Raw genomic sequence first — 14,408 nt, 5'->3', positions numbered from 1 at the left:
GGCGGCGCCAAGGGCCGCACCGACGTGCCGAAGATCGTCGACTGGTACATGCAGGGCAAGATCGAGATCGACCCCATGATCACCCACACCATGCCCCTCGAGAAGATCAACGAGGGCTTCGACCTCATGCACGAGGGCAAGTCAATCCGCGCCGTCGTCACCTTCTGAGGATGACGGACCCGGTCTCTGACCGCGCGGAGATGATCCGCCACATGCGCCCGGAGCTTCGGCCCGGGCGCTACGTGTTCGCGGCCTCCGACGACCCCGCCCTCGCGGGCGCCGCCCTGGCCGCGTTCCGCGAGGACGAGGGCCTGTCGCTGATCCTGCCGGAAGAGGCCGCCGCGGCCGCCGGCCTGCCCACCGACCCGGCACTGCGCTGGATCGTGCTGACGGTGAACTCGTCCCTGACCGGCGTGGGCCTGACCGAGGCGGTCTCGACAGCCCTTGCGCGCTATGCCATCCCCTGCAATGTCGTCGCGGCACTGCACCACGACCATCTCTTCGTCCCCGCCGAGCGGGCCGAGGACGCGCTCGGGGTGCTCGAACACCTCAGCCGGTCGGAGGATTCGTGACCGCCATCGACATTCGTCCCGCGACCGACGCCGACGCCGATGCCCTCTGGGCGATCATGGAGCCGACCTTCCGCGCGGGCGAGACCTACACGATGCCCCGCGACATCACGCGCGCCGACGCGCTGGCCTACTGGCGCGCGCCCGCGCACCGCTGCTTCGTCGCCCATGACGGCGACACGATCCTCGGCACCTACATCCTGCGCACCAACCAGCCCGGCGGCGGCGACCATGTCTGCAACGCCTCGTTCCTGACCGGCGCCGCCGCGCAGGGCCGCGGCGTCGCGCGGACGATGCTGGCGCACGCGCTGGACACCGCACGCGCGGCGGGATACCGGGCGATGCAGTTCAACTTCGTCGTCGCCACGAACACCCGCGCCGTCGCCACATGGGAACGCGCCGGGTTCGAGGTGGTCGGCCGCCTGCCGGGCGCCTTCCGCCATCCCGCCCACGGCGAGGTCGATGCGCTGGTGATGTATCGCCAGCTCTGAGCGCCGGACCGGAACCAGACGCGAGCCATACCGATGCCAGACGAGACGAAACTCCTTGCCGTGCTGATCGACGCCGACAACACGTCGCCGAAATACGCCAAGGCCCTGTTCGACGAAATCGCCTCGCTGGGCGAGGCCAGCGTCCGCCGCTGCTACGGCGATTTCTCGTCGAACCAGATGGCCGGATGGTCCAAGGTCACGGCCGAGTTCGGCCTCGTCCCGACGCACCAGCCGGCCAACACCGTGGGCAAGAACGCTTCGGACATCGCGCTGGTGATCGACGCGATGGACCTGATGCATTCGGGGCGCTTCGACGGCTTCTGCCTGGTGTCCTCGGACAGCGATTTCACCCGCCTTGCGAGCCGCCTCCGCGAGCAGGGACTCGACGTGTTCGGGATCGGGATGCAGAAGACGCCCGAGGCCTTCCGCAAGGCCTGCAAACGCTTCATTTTCCTGGAGAACATGGACGGCGCGCCCGAGAACACCGGGAAGGGTGTCGAGCGGCGCAAGGCCACGGGCAACCTCGAAGAGGCGCGCAACCTGATCTTCAAGGCGATGGACTCGATCGACCAGGACGACGAGTGGTTTCCGCTTGGCCAGCTCGGCCAGTTCATCACTGCCTCGAACCCCGATTTCGACACCCGCACCTACGGCAAGCGCAAGTTGTCCGACCTGATCGCCGAGCTGAAGGTGTTCGAGACCAAGCGCTCCGCCGGAAACCAGCTGCTGGTGCGGCGCGTCGACTGAGGCGCCGGCCTCAGCCGCGGGGCGCGTAACGGGCGAGGAACGTCGCGACCGCCCCGTCGAGCACCCGCGCGATCTGCTCCTCGGTGACCTCCGACAGGATCCCGAACACTCGCTTGTAGCACAGGTCGGCCTTGCAGAGCTCAGCGAACTGGTCGGCGGCGAGGTCGATATCGTCGATGATCAACTCGCCCCGGTCACGGGCCTTGGTGAGGTAGCCCACCATCGCGTCGTGCATGATCATCGGGCCGCTTTCGTAGAACTGCCGCGCGAGATCGGGGAAGCGCTCGGCCTCGGCCACGCTCATGCGGTAGTTGCTGATCCCGAAATCCGACAGCACGATGTCCAGGAAGCTGCGTCCGGCGATCGGCAGCACCTCCTGTGGCGGGCGCGTCCCGTCGATCCGGGCGATGGCGATGTCGGCGTGATGCCGGCACTGGCGCGCGGCGACCTCGGTGAAGAGTAACCGTTTGTCAGGAAAATAGCTGTAGAGAGTGGCCTTCGAGACATTCGCGGCGCGGGCGATCTCGTCCACGCTCGCCCCGTCGAACCCGTCCCGAAGGAAGATGTCGCGTGCTCCGTCGAGCACCTGCTCATACTTGCGTCCCCTGCGGACGCGGGCGGCCTCGGCGGTCATGTATCCCCCAGATCGGTCAGGGATCGGATATAGTCCGCCGAGGCCCGTGCAAGCAAGGCACGCGATCACCGACGCGGCGTTGCAGGGGTCGGTGCGGTCGGCGCCTCGGTGGTGCCGCGGGTCGAGATATCCGCCGGGCGAACCGTCTCTTCGGGGAAGGTGAGGTACGGCAGATCGATGATGACCCCGCCAGCGCTGGCAGGGCCGGTTGCGGCAGTGGTGGCGGCCGCGAGGCCGAGGATAAGGGCAAGGGACAGGCGCATGACGTTCTCCGTTGGAATGTGGGCCCGGCAGCGTGTCGGGATGCTTCTAAACTAAACTGTTCGGTTTGGATTGCAAGAGAGCTCTGCGAAGAATCCGCTTTGCCATCGGCACCGGGGTCCATATATTAGAACCATTCTAAATTATGGGGTTCCAGATGCGTTTCCTCCCTCAGCGCCGCCGCTTCCGCGACCTGTCCGACCGCGAGATCCTCGCGCTCGCCATCTCGTCCGAAGAGGATGACGCCCGCATCTACCGCACCTTCGCCGAGACCCTTCGCCCGGACTTCCCCGACAGCGCGCGCGTGTTCGAGGGCATGGCCGAGGAGGAGGACACCCACCGTCGCGCCCTGATCGACCGGCACCGCGAGCTCTACGGCGATACCATTCCGCTGATCCGGCGCGAACATGTGGCCGGCTTCTACAATCGCCGCCCCGTCTGGTTGACCCAGAACCTCGGAATCGAGCGTATCCGCACCGAGGCGGCAATCATGGAGGCGGATGCCGAACGCTTCTACCGGGAGGCCGCCGGCCGCACGCAGGACGCCGCCACCCGCAAGCTTCTGGGCGACCTCGCCGCGGCCGAGGCCAAACACGAGGAACGCGCGGCCGATCTCGAGGCAGAGCATCTTGGCGATGCGGCCCGCGCCGACGAGGACCGCACCGCGCACCGCCAGTTCGTCCTGACCTGGGTGCAGCCGGGTCTTGCCGGTCTGATGGACGGCTCGGTCTCGACACTGGCGCCGATCTTCGCCACCGCCTTCGCCACGCAGGACACCTGGACGACGTTCCTCGTGGGCCTCGCGGCCAGCGTCGGGGCCGGCATCTCGATGGGCTTCACCGAGGCCGCCTCGGACGACGGCGAACTGTCGGGCCGCGGTTCGCCGCTCAAGCGCGGCATCTCGTCCGGCGTGATGACGACGGTCGGCGGGCTCGGCCACGCCCTGCCCTACCTGATCCCGCACTTCTGGACCGCAACCATCACCGCCATCATCGTCGTTTTCATCGAGCTCTGGGCGATCGCGTGGATCCAGAACCGCTTCATGGAGACGCCATTCCTCCGCGCCGCCTTCCAGGTGGTGCTTGGCGGTGCTCTCGTGTTCGCGGCCGGCGCCCTCATCGGCAGCGGGTGACACCGGGCCGCGACACTGCCGCAGGTCGCTGACCGGGGCAGATTGACGCGCCGGTCCCGGCTGCTACCAAGACGGCCATGCTCGAGATTTTCATCAGGACGCTGCCGTTCTTCGCGCTGATCGGCCTTGGCTACGGCGCGGGCCGGACACGCTTCTTCACGCCCGAAGCGACGGCTTACCTGACGAAGTTCGTCTTCTACTTCGCGCTGTCGGCGATGCTGTTCCGGTTCTCGGCAACGCTGTCCTTCAGCGACATCTTCGACGCCCGCCTCGCAGCCGCCTATCTCTGGGGCACGGCCTTCGTCTACGGCATCGCGCTGGCGGTGGCGTTCTGGCGGCGCCAGAGCGTCGAGGTCGCCGCGATAGAGGCGCAGTGCGCGGCCATCGGCAACACCGGCTTTCTGGGTGTGCCGATGTTGGCGGTTCTGCTCGGGCAGGAAGCCATCGGCCCAATCATCCTGATCCTCGCCATCGACCTGATCGTGTTCTCGTCGCTGCTGGTGATCCTCGTCACCGGCTCGCGCGACGGACGCATGTCGGCGGGCGTGCTCCGCACGGTGGGCGTCGGCCTGCTGAAGAATCCGATGATCGTCTCCATCGTGCTCGGCCTCGCCGTGTCCGCCGCTGCGCTGCCGATGCCGCGTCCGGTCGAGGATTTCCTGACGATCCTCGGCAACGCGGCGACGCCGGGCGCGCTGTTCGCCATCGGCGCGTCGCTGGCGTCGAAGTCCGCCGAGCGGCTGACGGTCTCGGGCTGGCTGTCGTTCTGCAAGCTGGTGCTGCACCCCGCACTGGTAGCGGCCGGCGCCTTCCTGTTCTTTCCGACCACGCCCTACGCGGCCGCGGTCGCGGTGTCCGCGGCCGCGCTGCCGGTGGCAGGCAACGTCTTCATCCTCGCGCAGCACTACGGCGTGGCGCCGCAACGGGTGTCGGCGGCCATCCTGATCTCGACCGCGGCCTCGATCTTCACCGTCTCAGCGGTGATCGCCCTGGTCGCGCCCTAAGCCGCCCCTGTCTCCACCGCCATCTGATCGTCTAGGTTGCGTCCGCCCGCGCGCTCATGCACGGCTGATGCAAACGCACGAGACGAGGGACCGACAGATGGAAACGAAATCCGAGAACCGCTCCTACGGCGGCACGCAAGGCGTCTATACCCACACGTCCGAAGCCACCGGCTGCGACATGACCTTCGGCCTCTACCTGCCGGAAGAGGCGCGCACCACGCCGGTGCCGATCCTGTGGTATCTCTCGGGCCTGACCTGCACGCACGAGAACGCCATGACCAAGGCCGGCGCACAAGCCTGGTGCGCCGAGCAGGGCATCGCGATCTGCTTCCCCGACACCTCGCCGCGCGGCGACGACGTGGCCGACGATGAAGCCTACGATCTCGGCAAGGGCGCGGGCTTCTACGTGAACGCGACACAGGACCCGTGGGCGAAGCACTTCAAGATGTGGGACTACATCACCAACGACCTGCCCAAGATCGTCGGTGAGCACTTCGCCGTGGACCTCGACCGGCAGTCGATCACGGGGCACTCGATGGGCGGGCACGGTGCGCTGACCATCGCCATGCACCACCCCGAGCGGTTCCGCTCGGTGTCCGCCTTCGCACCGATCGCGCACCCGACCCAGTCTGACTGGGGCAAGAAGCAGCTGGGCGCGTATCTCGGCGACGACACGTCGACATGGGCGCCCCACGATTCCACCTTGCTGATGCGCGACAAGGGCTTTGACGGGCCGGTTCTGATCGACCAGGGCGACAGCGACAACTTCCTCGATCTGCTGAAGCCCGAGGCTCTCGCCGAGGCAATGGCCGCAAAGCGGCAGGAGGGCCAGTTCCGGATGCAGAAGGGCTATGACCACAGCTACTTCTTCATCTCGACCTTCATGGAGGACCACGTGAACTTCCACGCCGAAGCTCTCTACGCGTGACGATCCTCTACATCGACGCCGACGCCTGCCCGGTGAAAGCCGAGGCCGAGCGTGTGGCGTCGCGCCACCGGGTCGCCGTTCGCATGGTTTCGAACGGCGGCATCCGGCCGTCTCAGAACCCGCTGGTGGAAACGGTGATCGTGCCCGAAGGGCCCGACGCCGCCGACATGTGGATCGCCGAGCGTTGCGGCCGGGGCGACGTTGTCGTCACGCAAGACATTCCGCTGGCCGCCCGGTGCGTCGAGGCCGGGGCACGGGTGATGAAGCCCAACGGCGAGGCGCTGACCGCGGCCAATGTCGGAAACGCCCTCGCGATGCGCGACCTGGCCGCCGACCTGCGGGCGGCGGATCCGTTCCGTCAGGGCGGCGGCAAGGGGTTTACAAAGGCTGACCGGGCCCGCTTTCTCGACGCGCTCGAGCGCGAGATGCGCGCCGCCCTGACCGCCTGAGAGACACCCCCCATGCCCATCGAAGCCGTCGTCTTCGACATCGGCAACGTGCTGATCGAATGGCAGCCCGAACGCCACTACGACCGCACCATCGGCCGCGACGCCCGCGAGCGTCTGTTCACCGAGGTCGACCTGCACGGCATGAACGATCGCATCGACCTTGGTCACGACTTCCGCGAGACGGTCTATTCCACCGCCGAGAGCTATCCCGACCATGCCGAAGCGATCCGCATGTGGCACGACGACTGGGTGAAGCTCGCCGGTCCCGAGATCCCGAAGTCGGTGCGCCTGCTCAGGGCCCTGCGCGCACGAGGCGTGCAGACCTATGCCCTGTCGAATTTCGGAATCGGCACGTTCGAAGTCGCGGAACCCGAATGGCCGTTCCTCAAGGAATTCGACCGGCGCTACATCTCCGGCCACATGGCGATGTCGAAGCCGGACCCGGCGATCTACGCGGCCGTGGAGGAGGATTGCGGCGTGCCGCCCTCGCGCCTGCTGTTCACAGACGACCGGCCCGACAACATCGCCGCCGCCGCGGCACGCGGGTGGCAGGTGCACCTGTTCGACGGTCCCGAGCACTTCGCCAAGCGCCTGATGGTCGAAGGGCTGCTGTCGTCCGAGGACGCGCTCTGACTGCTCAGGCGGCGTAGGTCACCGCGCCGCCGCAGATCGTCACCGCCGCGCCGGTTTCCTCGAAGCGCTCCGGATCCATCGCCTCGAGATCGTCGCGCATGACCACGATGTCCGCGGCCATGCCGGGCGCCAGGCGCCCCTTGCTGGCCTCCGAGAACTCCAGCCATGCATTGTCGGCGGTCATGGAGCGCAACGCATCCATGAGCGTCTGCCGCTGATCCCGCCACGGCGCGGGCATCGAAAGGGGTGCCACCGCCGCGCGCAATGTCGCCATCGGATCGAGTTTGATGACCGGCCAGTCCGTCGAGAAGCACACCGCGTTGCCTTCGTCACGCAACGTCTGCCACGCATAGGCCAGCGCTTTCTGGTCATCATGCAGGTGCGGGGCCAGTGCTTCGGGCGGAAAGATGTGGCCGAAGGGCGCGTGTCCGGGTTGATAGGACGCGACCACGCCAAGCTCGTGGAACCGTGGCAGGTCTGCGGGATCCAGCGTCTCGATATGCTCGATCCGGTGCCGTGCGTCGCGCACCCCGTTCGCGGCCCGCGCCGCGGCGTAGCCGTCGAGAGTGCGGCGCACCGCGAGGTCGCCGATGGCATGGGTCGCGATCTGGAAGCCGCGCGCATCCGCTTCGACGCAGGCGGCATTGAAAGCGTCCGGCTCGAACACCGCGTCGCCCGAGAGGTCCGAGCCGGGATAGGGCCGCAGCATGAGCGCCGTGCGGCTCTCGATCACGCCGTCCATGAACATCTTCACGCGATTGCACCACAGCCGATCAGACGCCCAGCGCGCGCGCATCTCCTCGGCTTCTGCGAACCGATCGAGCCCGTCCACGGCCTTGAAGTGGAACGGCACCTCGGTGCGGCAGGACAGTTCGCCGTTCGCCTCGAGCTCGGCCAGAAGCTCCATCGTGTAGAAGTTGCCGTCCATGTTGTGCAGGCCGGTGATCCCATGTGCGGCGCAATGGGCGAGGCCACGGCGCAACGCATCCAGATCCCGCGCTCGCTCGGCCGGGGTCGCGGCCGGTTCGGGGTCCTTGCCGGTCACCAGACCCGCAAGGTCGCGCCCGCCATGCGGGGTCATCGACAGAACCTTCGCGTAGGCGCCCGGCTCGCGCAGCTCGCCCTCGGCCAGTCCGTCCTCGCCCATGACGATCTCGGAGCCGGGCTCGGCTGCCCCGCCCTCCAGGAGTCCGGCCGCCTCGAGCGCGCGGGTGTTGGCCCAGATCGTATGATGATCCGCCGAGAACATCGCGAAGGGCCGGTCCGGCATCACCCGGTCGAGATCGTGCCGCGTGGTCCGGTGCCCCTGCCCGAACATCGCGTAATCGGCCTGAACTCCGAAGAGGAGCCGGCTGTCAGGCTCCTCGGCCGAGCGCGCGCGCACGACCGGGATTACCGCGTCGTCGCCCTGCAGGCCGCCGAGGTCGAGATAACCGAGTTCCACCGAGCCGCCGAACAGATGCACGTGGGAGTCGATGATGCCGGGCATGACGGTGCCGCCGGCGGCGTCGATCTCGCGCGGGCGCTGACCGGCCAGCGCCCGGATCTCGGAGGTCGTCCCCACCGCCAGCACCGTTCCACCACTCACGGCCACCGCCTCGGCGCGCGGCTGTGCGTCGTCGAAGGTCAGCACGGCACCGTTCAGGACGACGAGTTCGGGGGCGTCGGACATGGGAGGCTCCGCAAAGGACAAAAACGGCGGCCCGGCACGTGTCCGGACCGCCGCGAGGGACGTCTTACTTGGTCAGTTCCGTCCAGATCTGGCTGTAAATCTTCTGCGCCTCGGGCGGGCAGTTCTTCGAGATGTAGCCCGCCTCCGCCAGCTCGTCGGGCGTGTTGATCTCGGGCGCGTCGGCCATGACCTCGTCCATGTATTCCTCGCTGCCCTCGATGCCGTTCGCATAGCGCGCGAAGTTCGACAGCATCGCCGCGTTCTCGGGCTCCATGATGAAGTTCAGGAAGAGCTTGGCGTTCTCGACGTTCTGGGCATCCGCCGTGATCGCGGCGTTGTCCATCCAGATCGAGTAGCCGGTCTGCGGGTAGCCGAAGGCAATGTCCTCGTTCTGCAGGCGCGCGCGCATCGAGGCGCCATTCCAGTTCAGCGTCGCGGCAATGTCCTCGTTCGCGAGACGCTCGATGTTGCCGTAGGCCATCGAAAGCCAGTGCGGCTTGGCCTCGACCAGCTTGTCGCGCACCTTTTTCAGCACCTCTCGGTCGGTCGTGCACTGCTCGCCGCCCATGTAGTGGATGGCGCTGCCCATGACGTCGTTCATCTCGGGTATGACGTTGATCTTGCCCTGAAGCTCTTCCGGTGGATCGAAAATCACCGCCGCGGTGTCGATGTCACCATCATAGACCGAGGTGTTCACCGAAACGCCCACGGTGCCCCACTGCCACGGCACGGTGTATTCACGGCCGGGGTCGAACTCCACGTCCACCCAGCGGTCAGCGACGTTGCCGAAATTCTCCATTTCGTTGGGGTTCGACTTCATCAGCACCCCCTCCTCGATGAAGATCGGCACGTAGTTACCCGAGGGCACGACGATATCGAAGCCGTGGCCGCCGGCCTTGAGCTTGGCCAGCGCGGTGTCGTTGGAATCGTAGTCCGTGACCGAGACGTCGACGTCGTATTCCTGCTCGAACTTCTCGATCATCTCGGGGCTGGTGTAGTTGCCCCAGTTGTAGATGTTCAGCTCACCCTCGGCCTGGGCCGCTCCTGCGGCGGCCAGCGCGGCGGCACTGGCAAGCGTTGCGATGCGGTAGATCATGGTCGGTCTCCCTGTGGTGTCGTGCCCCGTTCGGCCGGAGCGGTGTCGGGCCGGATCATTTGCGTGTCCGGCTCATGAAGAAGAAGGCGGTCACCAGCAGCACCGAGATCGCCAGCAGCGCGGTCGAGATGGCGTTGATCTCGGGCGTGATGTTCCGACGCAGCTGGCCCAGCATGTAGGTGGGCAACGTATCCTGCCCGGCGGACTTCACGAACTCGGTGATGACCACGTCGTCCAGCGAGATCACGAAAGCCAGCATCGCCCCGGCGAGGATACCGGGCCAGAGCTGCGGCAGCGTGATGGTTCGGAACACCTTGACCGGGGTGCCGTAGAGATCCGCACCCGCCTGTTCGAGGCTGAGATCCATGCCCTGCAGCCGCGCGCGGATCGGCATGTAGGCGAACGGGATGCAGAACGCCGAGTGCGCGATGACCAGGTACCACAGACCGGTGTACCCGGTCCAAACCTTGATCATCGAGAAGAAGATCAACAGCGACACCGCCGTCACGATCTCGGGCACCATCAAAGGCTGGTTGATGAGCGCGAAGGCCACCGTCTGGCCCTTCCACGGCGTCGTGCGCGTGGTGGCGAGCGCGGCAAGCACGGCCGCCGAGGTTGCAATGATCGATGCGCCGAGGGCGATGACCACCGACCGGATCGTCGCCGCCTGGATCTGCTCGTTGTCCCAGGCCGAGACATACCAGCGGAAGGAAAAGCCCTCCCACTGCGAGATCGACTGGCCCGCGTTGAACGAGTAGGCGACCAGCAGCACGATCGGCAGGTAGAGCATCACGAAGCACGCGATGGCCACGGCGGTGAAACCCGGCTGTCGGGTGACGTCGAAGGCCTTAGCCATGGCTGCGCTCCTCCGTGCCCACGGTGCGGACGTAGAAGATCAGCGCGACCATCACGATCACCAGCAGCGTCAGCGACAGCGCCGCGCCCAAAGGCCAGTTGCGAAGCTGGCCGAACTGCAGCTCGATCAGGTTGCCGAGCATCAGCTGCTTGCCCCCGCCCAGCACGCGCGGTGTCACGTAGGCGCCGAGGCAAGGCACGAAGACGAGGATCGAGCCCGCCACGATGCCCGGCTTGACGATGGGCAGGATCACCCGGCGCAGCACCTGCCAGCGCGTCGCATAGAGGTCGTATCCCGCCTCCACCAGCTTGAAGTCGAACCGCTCCATCGAGGCGTAGATCGGCAGGATCATCAGCGGCAGGTAGACGTAGGTCATGCCAAGCAGCAGAGAGAATTCGGTGTAGAGCATTTGCACCGGCTGTGTGACGAGGCCCATGGCGATCAGGACGGTGTTGATCGTGCCCTCGTTGCGGATCAGTTCCATGATCGCGAAGGTCCGGATCAGCAGGTTTGTCCAGAACGGGATCATCACCAGCAGCATCCAGATGTCGCGGCTGCGGCGCGGGCGCGTGGCGATGAAGTAGGCCGTCGGGAAGCCGAAGATGAACGACAGCAGCGCGGTGAGCAGCGACAGCTTGATCGATCGCCAGAAGACCGTGAGATGCGCGTCTGCCCAGCTCAGTTCCTCGGTAAAGAAGTCGCGTTCGGCCAGCACACCGAACCACGCATCGGTCGAGAAGTCCCATACCACGCCGCCGTAGTCGCCCGGCGTCAGGAAAGAGTAGATCAGCACGATCACCAGCGGACCGGCCGCGGCGAAGATGAGGATCGCCATCGCCGGGGCGAGAAGCGCGGCGCGGGTTCGGGCGGTGGAGGAAATCGGGTCCGGCATCGGCTCAGTCCCTCAGAACCTGGCCGGCGGAGCGGCTCAGCCGGATACCGACACGGTCCCCCGTCCGGTAGCCGCGATCCTCGTCAGGCTGGTTCTGCTTGCGCAGAACGAAGCGGTCACCGCCACCGTCGAGAGCGACGTGGTAGTGCGTGTCGGTGCCGAAATAGACGATGTCCTCCAGCGTGCCGCTCAGCGCGCCCTCACCCTCCGGGGCGAGGTCCGCGTGCTCGGGCCGGATTGCCAGAGTGACGGTCCCGCTCGACGCGGTGGCCTCGGACGCACGGGCCTGAACCTCCTGTCCCGAGGACAGCCGCAGCCGTGCAGTCTCGCCCTCGCGTCCCAGCATCTCGGCCTCGAGGAAGTTGGTGTCGCCGATGAAGTCTGCCACGAACCGCTCCGCCGGGTGGTCGTAGATGTCGCGCGGGGAGCCGATCTGCCGGATTTCGCCGTCGCTCATCACCGCGACGCGGTCCGACATGGTCAGCGCCTCCTCCTGGTCGTGCGTGACGAAGACGAAGGTGATGCCGGTCTCGGATTGCAGTCGTTTCAGCTCGAGCTGCATCTCCTTGCGGAGCTTGAAGTCCAGAGCGGAGAGCGGTTCGTCCAGAAGCAGAACCTTGGGCCGAGGCGCGAGGGCCCGGGCCAGCGCCACGCGCTGCTGCTATCCGCCCGAGATCTGCCCGGTCTGGCGGTTCGCGAGGTGGGACATCCGCACGAGGTCCAGCATCTCGGACACCGTGCCGTCGATCTCGGCCTTCGAGCGTCCCAGCATCTTGAGGCCGAAGCCCACGTTCTCGGCAACCGTCATGTGAGGGAAGAGCGCGTAGGACTGGAACACCGTGTTGACCGGACGGCGATAGGGCGGCTGGCCCGACAGGTCCTCACCGCCCAGGAGGATCTGACCCTCGGTCGGTCCCTCGAAGCCCGCGATCAGCCGAAGAAGCGTGGTTTTGCCGCACCCCGATGGCCCGAGGAGGGTGAAGAACTCGTTTTCGCGGATGGTCACCGAGACCTCGTCGAGGGCGCGGAAGGCGCCCTGCCCGAAGCCGAAGACCTTGGTGACGCTGCGAATGTCGATCATGTGGGGTCCCGTCGATTTATTTTGATCAAATCAAAGGGTCCCACGCCGTGGCAAGGGATTCTTTTGCAAAGGCGCACAGGCGGGACCGGAATGACCGATCCCGCGCCACTCAGGCCGCCGCTGCAACGGGCGCTGTGTTCTCTCGGACGGGCAGATGCACGATGGCCGACAAGGCGCCCACGCCGACGCCGATCCACCAGACCAACGTGTAGTCCCCGGTCAGGTCGTACATCCGCCCGCCCAGCCAGACACCGATGAAGCTGCCCAGCTGGTGCGAGAAGAAGACGATGCCATAGAGGGTGCCCATGTAGCGCAACCCGTAGAGATGCGCGACGAGGCCCGAGGTCAACGGCACCGTCGCAAGCCAAAGGGCCCCCATCACCAGTGAAAACGCCAGTACGGTGGCGGGGGTGATCGGGAACGCGATGAAGGCAGCCGCGGCGATGGTGCGTCCCGTGTAGATGCCCGCGAGCAGATACTTGCGCGGGAAATGCCGCCCCGCCCAGCCGGCCGCCAGCGTGCCGGCGATGTTGGCGAGGCCGATCATCGAGATGGCCGCGGCCCCAAGCGCCGACGTCGTGGAAATGCCGATGGAGTGCAGCACGCCGCCCTGCAGGATCGGCCCGCACATCTCGGTCACGAGCGCGGGAAAGTGGGCGGTGATGAAGCCGAGCTGATAGCCGCACGAGAAGAAGCCGATGAAGATCAGCGCGAAGGATGGATCGCGCACCGCCCGGCCGACGATCTGCCCGAGGCTTTCCTGAAGCTCGGTCCGGCCCGCGGGCTCGGGCGCGCGCATCATCGGAAGCACCGCGAGGCTCGCCAGAACGAGGCAGGCAAAGACGATGAACACGCCCTGCCAGCTCAGGAAGCCCAGCATCCATTCGGCCAGCGGCGCGCCAACGACCTGTCCCGCCGAGCCTGCGGCCGTCGCAATGGCCAGCGCCATGGAGCGGTTGTCGTCGGATGCGGAGCGGCCCACCACCGCGAGGATCACGCCAAAGCCGGTGCCCGCGATGCCGAAACCGACCATGACCTCGAGAGCCTGGTGCGCCAGCGGAGAGGTCGCGACCGAGGACAGCACCAGACCGGCGGCATACAGAACCGCGCCGAGCACGATGGCGCGGCGATCACCCAGCCTCTCGGCGAAGGCGCCGAAGATAGGCTGGCCGATACCCCATGCGAGGTTCTGGATCGCGATGGCCAGGGAAAATTCTGCTCGCGCCCAACCGAATTCCTCGGCGATCGGGATCTGGAACACCCCGAACGAGGCCCGGACGGCGAACGACACCAGGATGACGAGGCACCCGGCAATGAGGACGGGCGAAACCAGCGGCGCGCCGCCGCGTGCGGGAGCGTGGGACATGAAAATGATCTCCGATGCGGCGACGGTACCGCCCTGCCCCGCGGCAGCAACCTCCGGCCCCGGAAAACCCGCCCTTGCGGGATCAGGCGCGCAGGTGCCGCGCCCGCGCCCCGCGCTCGATCGCCGCGGCGTGCAGCCGGTCGATGTCCAGCTCGTAGCGGATCTCTTCGAGCAGGCGCAGCTCGGTTTCGGCCAACGACCCGTCGGCGGCGGCCACGTCGCAGGCCAGCGCGTAGGCGGTCTCGTTCAGGCGCTCGGGCAGGTTGTCACGCACAAGACCGAACAGCGCGTCCAGACCGTCCTCCTGATCGAAGAGGTCGAAGATCAGGCGCGCCATCTGCTGGATACGGTCGCCGTCGTAGTCCTCGAACACCGGCAGGATCGATACCGCCGACTGAATCTTCAGAAGCTCGGTCGTGCGGATCGATTCGTCCGATGCGGACACCGCGATCATCAGCGCGACGAGGCAATCCTGGGGCGAGAGCGGATGTTCGAGCGTGTCCTGCACGGGCGCGGTTCCTTGAGGCCGGGGTGGTTCATTCGCCGGTGACGTTATTGACCGCGTCACATGCCCGCAATAGGGACCGCCGTGCGGCG

16 protein-coding genes and 2 pseudogenes are annotated in these 14,408 nt (G+C 66.8%); 9 read left to right on the top strand and 9 right to left on the bottom strand.

What is annotated here, in order from left to right; genetic code table 11:
- From BMX29_RS18955 to BMX29_RS17045, 4 genes and pseudogenes are all read left to right on the top strand, one after another.
- Positions 1–168 (top strand): annotated as a pseudogene (locus tag BMX29_RS18955) (S-(hydroxymethyl)glutathione dehydrogenase); the annotation flags it as partial.
- A gap of 2 nt (positions 169–170) precedes the next feature.
- The gene (locus BMX29_RS17055; RefSeq protein ID WP_092815234.1) at positions 171–572 is read left to right on the top strand and encodes an ACT domain-containing protein; all 402 of its coding nucleotides are present in this window, start codon (positions 171–173) and stop codon (positions 570–572) included.
- On the top strand, positions 569–1,060 hold the full coding sequence (locus BMX29_RS17050; RefSeq protein WP_280513630.1) for a GNAT family N-acetyltransferase: 492 nt from the start codon (positions 569–571) through the stop codon (positions 1,058–1,060). The genes BMX29_RS17055 and BMX29_RS17050 overlap by 4 nt, the downstream gene beginning before the upstream one ends.
- Positions 1,061–1,093: 33 nt before the next feature.
- Positions 1,094–1,807: an NYN domain-containing protein gene (locus BMX29_RS17045; RefSeq protein ID WP_043844467.1), complete on the top strand. Its 714-nt coding sequence runs from the start codon at positions 1,094–1,096 to the stop codon at positions 1,805–1,807.
- A gap of 10 nt (positions 1,808–1,817) precedes the next feature.
- Here the strand turns inward: BMX29_RS17045 and BMX29_RS17040 are convergent, their stop codons facing one another.
- Positions 1,818–2,441, bottom strand: coding sequence for a TetR/AcrR family transcriptional regulator (locus BMX29_RS17040; protein ID WP_043844465.1), 624 nt, complete (start codon positions 2,439–2,441; stop codon positions 1,818–1,820).
- Between the two features lie 65 nt (positions 2,442–2,506).
- Complete coding sequence (locus BMX29_RS17035; protein ID WP_043844464.1) at positions 2,507–2,704, bottom strand: hypothetical protein; 198 nt, start codon at positions 2,702–2,704, stop codon at positions 2,507–2,509.
- 155 nt (positions 2,705–2,859) lie between these two features.
- Between BMX29_RS17035 and mbfA the strand changes: the two genes are divergently transcribed.
- The 5 genes from mbfA (at position 2,860) to BMX29_RS17010 (ending at position 6,848) form a co-directional block, all read left to right on the top strand.
- Positions 2,860–3,834 carry an iron exporter MbfA gene (gene mbfA, locus BMX29_RS17030; protein WP_043844525.1) on the top strand — a complete coding sequence of 325 codons (975 nt, stop codon included), beginning with the start codon at positions 2,860–2,862 and terminating at the stop codon, positions 3,832–3,834.
- A gap of 77 nt (positions 3,835–3,911) precedes the next feature.
- Positions 3,912–4,838, top strand: coding sequence for an AEC family transporter (locus BMX29_RS17025; RefSeq protein WP_043844462.1), 927 nt, complete (start codon positions 3,912–3,914; stop codon positions 4,836–4,838).
- A gap of 97 nt (positions 4,839–4,935) precedes the next feature.
- Complete coding sequence (gene fghA / locus BMX29_RS17020; protein ID WP_092815231.1) at positions 4,936–5,766, top strand: S-formylglutathione hydrolase; 831 nt, start codon at positions 4,936–4,938, stop codon at positions 5,764–5,766.
- On the top strand, positions 5,763–6,215 hold the full coding sequence (locus BMX29_RS17015; RefSeq protein WP_092815228.1) for a YaiI/YqxD family protein: 453 nt from the start codon (positions 5,763–5,765) through the stop codon (positions 6,213–6,215). Before fghA ends, BMX29_RS17015 begins: the two co-directional genes overlap by 4 nt.
- Before the next feature lie 12 nt (positions 6,216–6,227).
- Positions 6,228–6,848, top strand: a complete 621-nt coding sequence (locus tag BMX29_RS17010; protein WP_092815225.1) for an HAD family hydrolase — start codon at positions 6,228–6,230, stop codon at positions 6,846–6,848.
- 4 nt (positions 6,849–6,852) lie between these two features.
- On the opposite strand, the gene BMX29_RS17005 is transcribed toward BMX29_RS17010, so the two are convergent.
- The 7 genes and pseudogenes from BMX29_RS17005 to BMX29_RS16975 form a co-directional block, all read right to left on the bottom strand.
- The gene (locus BMX29_RS17005; RefSeq protein ID WP_092815222.1) at positions 6,853–8,520 is read right to left on the bottom strand and encodes an amidohydrolase; all 1,668 of its coding nucleotides are present in this window, start codon (positions 8,518–8,520) and stop codon (positions 6,853–6,855) included.
- 64 nt (positions 8,521–8,584) lie between these two features.
- Positions 8,585–9,616 (bottom strand): ABC transporter substrate-binding protein, encoded by a 1,032-nt coding sequence (locus BMX29_RS17000; RefSeq protein WP_092815219.1) that lies wholly within the window; start codon positions 9,614–9,616, stop codon positions 8,585–8,587.
- Positions 9,617–9,671: 55 nt separating this feature from the next.
- A complete protein-coding gene (locus BMX29_RS16995) occupies positions 9,672–10,472 on the bottom strand; it encodes an ABC transporter permease (RefSeq protein WP_092815216.1) in 801 nt (266 codons plus the stop codon).
- Entirely contained in the window at positions 10,465–11,364 is a 900-nt protein-coding gene (locus tag BMX29_RS16990) for an ABC transporter permease (protein WP_043844445.1), read from the bottom strand. The genes BMX29_RS16995 and BMX29_RS16990 overlap by 8 nt, the downstream gene beginning before the upstream one ends.
- Before the next feature lie 4 nt (positions 11,365–11,368).
- Positions 11,369–12,445, bottom strand: a pseudogene (locus BMX29_RS16985) (ABC transporter ATP-binding protein).
- Between the two features lie 109 nt (positions 12,446–12,554).
- Entirely contained in the window at positions 12,555–13,811 is a 1,257-nt protein-coding gene (locus BMX29_RS16980; protein WP_092815213.1) for an MFS transporter, read from the bottom strand.
- Between the two features lie 82 nt (positions 13,812–13,893).
- Positions 13,894–14,265 carry a tellurite resistance TerB family protein gene (locus tag BMX29_RS16975; RefSeq protein ID WP_051487694.1) on the bottom strand — a complete coding sequence of 124 codons (372 nt, stop codon included), beginning with the start codon at positions 14,263–14,265 and terminating at the stop codon, positions 13,894–13,896.
- Positions 14,266–14,408 lie beyond the last annotated feature (143 nt).

It is taken from the genome of Roseivivax marinus (assembly GCF_900109705.1).
Lineage (GTDB): Bacteria > Pseudomonadota > Alphaproteobacteria > Rhodobacterales > Rhodobacteraceae > Roseivivax > Roseivivax marinus.
Note: the sequence above shows the minus strand (reverse complement) of the source record. Positions and strands in the feature narration are given on the sequence as shown.

Bases quoted from the DNA above. Each gene is read 5' to 3' on its own strand.
- BMX29_RS17045 (WP_043844467.1), top strand. From the start codon at position 1,094: ATGCCAGACGAGACGAAACTCCTTGCCGTGCTGATCGACGCCGACAAC.
- BMX29_RS16980 (WP_092815213.1), bottom strand. From the start codon at position 13,811: ATGTCCCACGCTCCCGCACGCGGCGGCGCGCCGCTGGTTTCGCCCGTC.
- BMX29_RS17000 (WP_092815219.1), bottom strand. From the start codon at position 9,616: ATGATCTACCGCATCGCAACGCTTGCCAGTGCCGCCGCGCTGGCCGCC.
- BMX29_RS17035 (WP_043844464.1), bottom strand. From the start codon at position 2,704: ATGCGCCTGTCCCTTGCCCTTATCCTCGGCCTCGCGGCCGCCACCACT.
- BMX29_RS17040 (WP_043844465.1), bottom strand. From the start codon at position 2,441: ATGACCGCCGAGGCCGCCCGCGTCCGCAGGGGACGCAAGTATGAGCAG.
- BMX29_RS16990 (WP_043844445.1), bottom strand. From the start codon at position 11,364: ATGCCGGACCCGATTTCCTCCACCGCCCGAACCCGCGCCGCGCTTCTC.
- mbfA (WP_043844525.1), top strand. From the start codon at position 2,860: ATGCGTTTCCTCCCTCAGCGCCGCCGCTTCCGCGACCTGTCCGACCGC.
- BMX29_RS17025 (WP_043844462.1), top strand. From the start codon at position 3,912: ATGCTCGAGATTTTCATCAGGACGCTGCCGTTCTTCGCGCTGATCGGC.
- BMX29_RS16995 (WP_092815216.1), bottom strand. From the start codon at position 10,472: ATGGCTAAGGCCTTCGACGTCACCCGACAGCCGGGTTTCACCGCCGTG.
- BMX29_RS16975 (WP_051487694.1), bottom strand. From the start codon at position 14,265: ATGATCGCGGTGTCCGCATCGGACGAATCGATCCGCACGACCGAGCTT.
- BMX29_RS17055 (WP_092815234.1), top strand. From the start codon at position 171: ATGACGGACCCGGTCTCTGACCGCGCGGAGATGATCCGCCACATGCGC.
- BMX29_RS17005 (WP_092815222.1), bottom strand. From the start codon at position 8,520: ATGTCCGACGCCCCCGAACTCGTCGTCCTGAACGGTGCCGTGCTGACC.
- fghA (WP_092815231.1), top strand. From the start codon at position 4,936: ATGGAAACGAAATCCGAGAACCGCTCCTACGGCGGCACGCAAGGCGTC.
- BMX29_RS17010 (WP_092815225.1), top strand. From the start codon at position 6,228: ATGCCCATCGAAGCCGTCGTCTTCGACATCGGCAACGTGCTGATCGAA.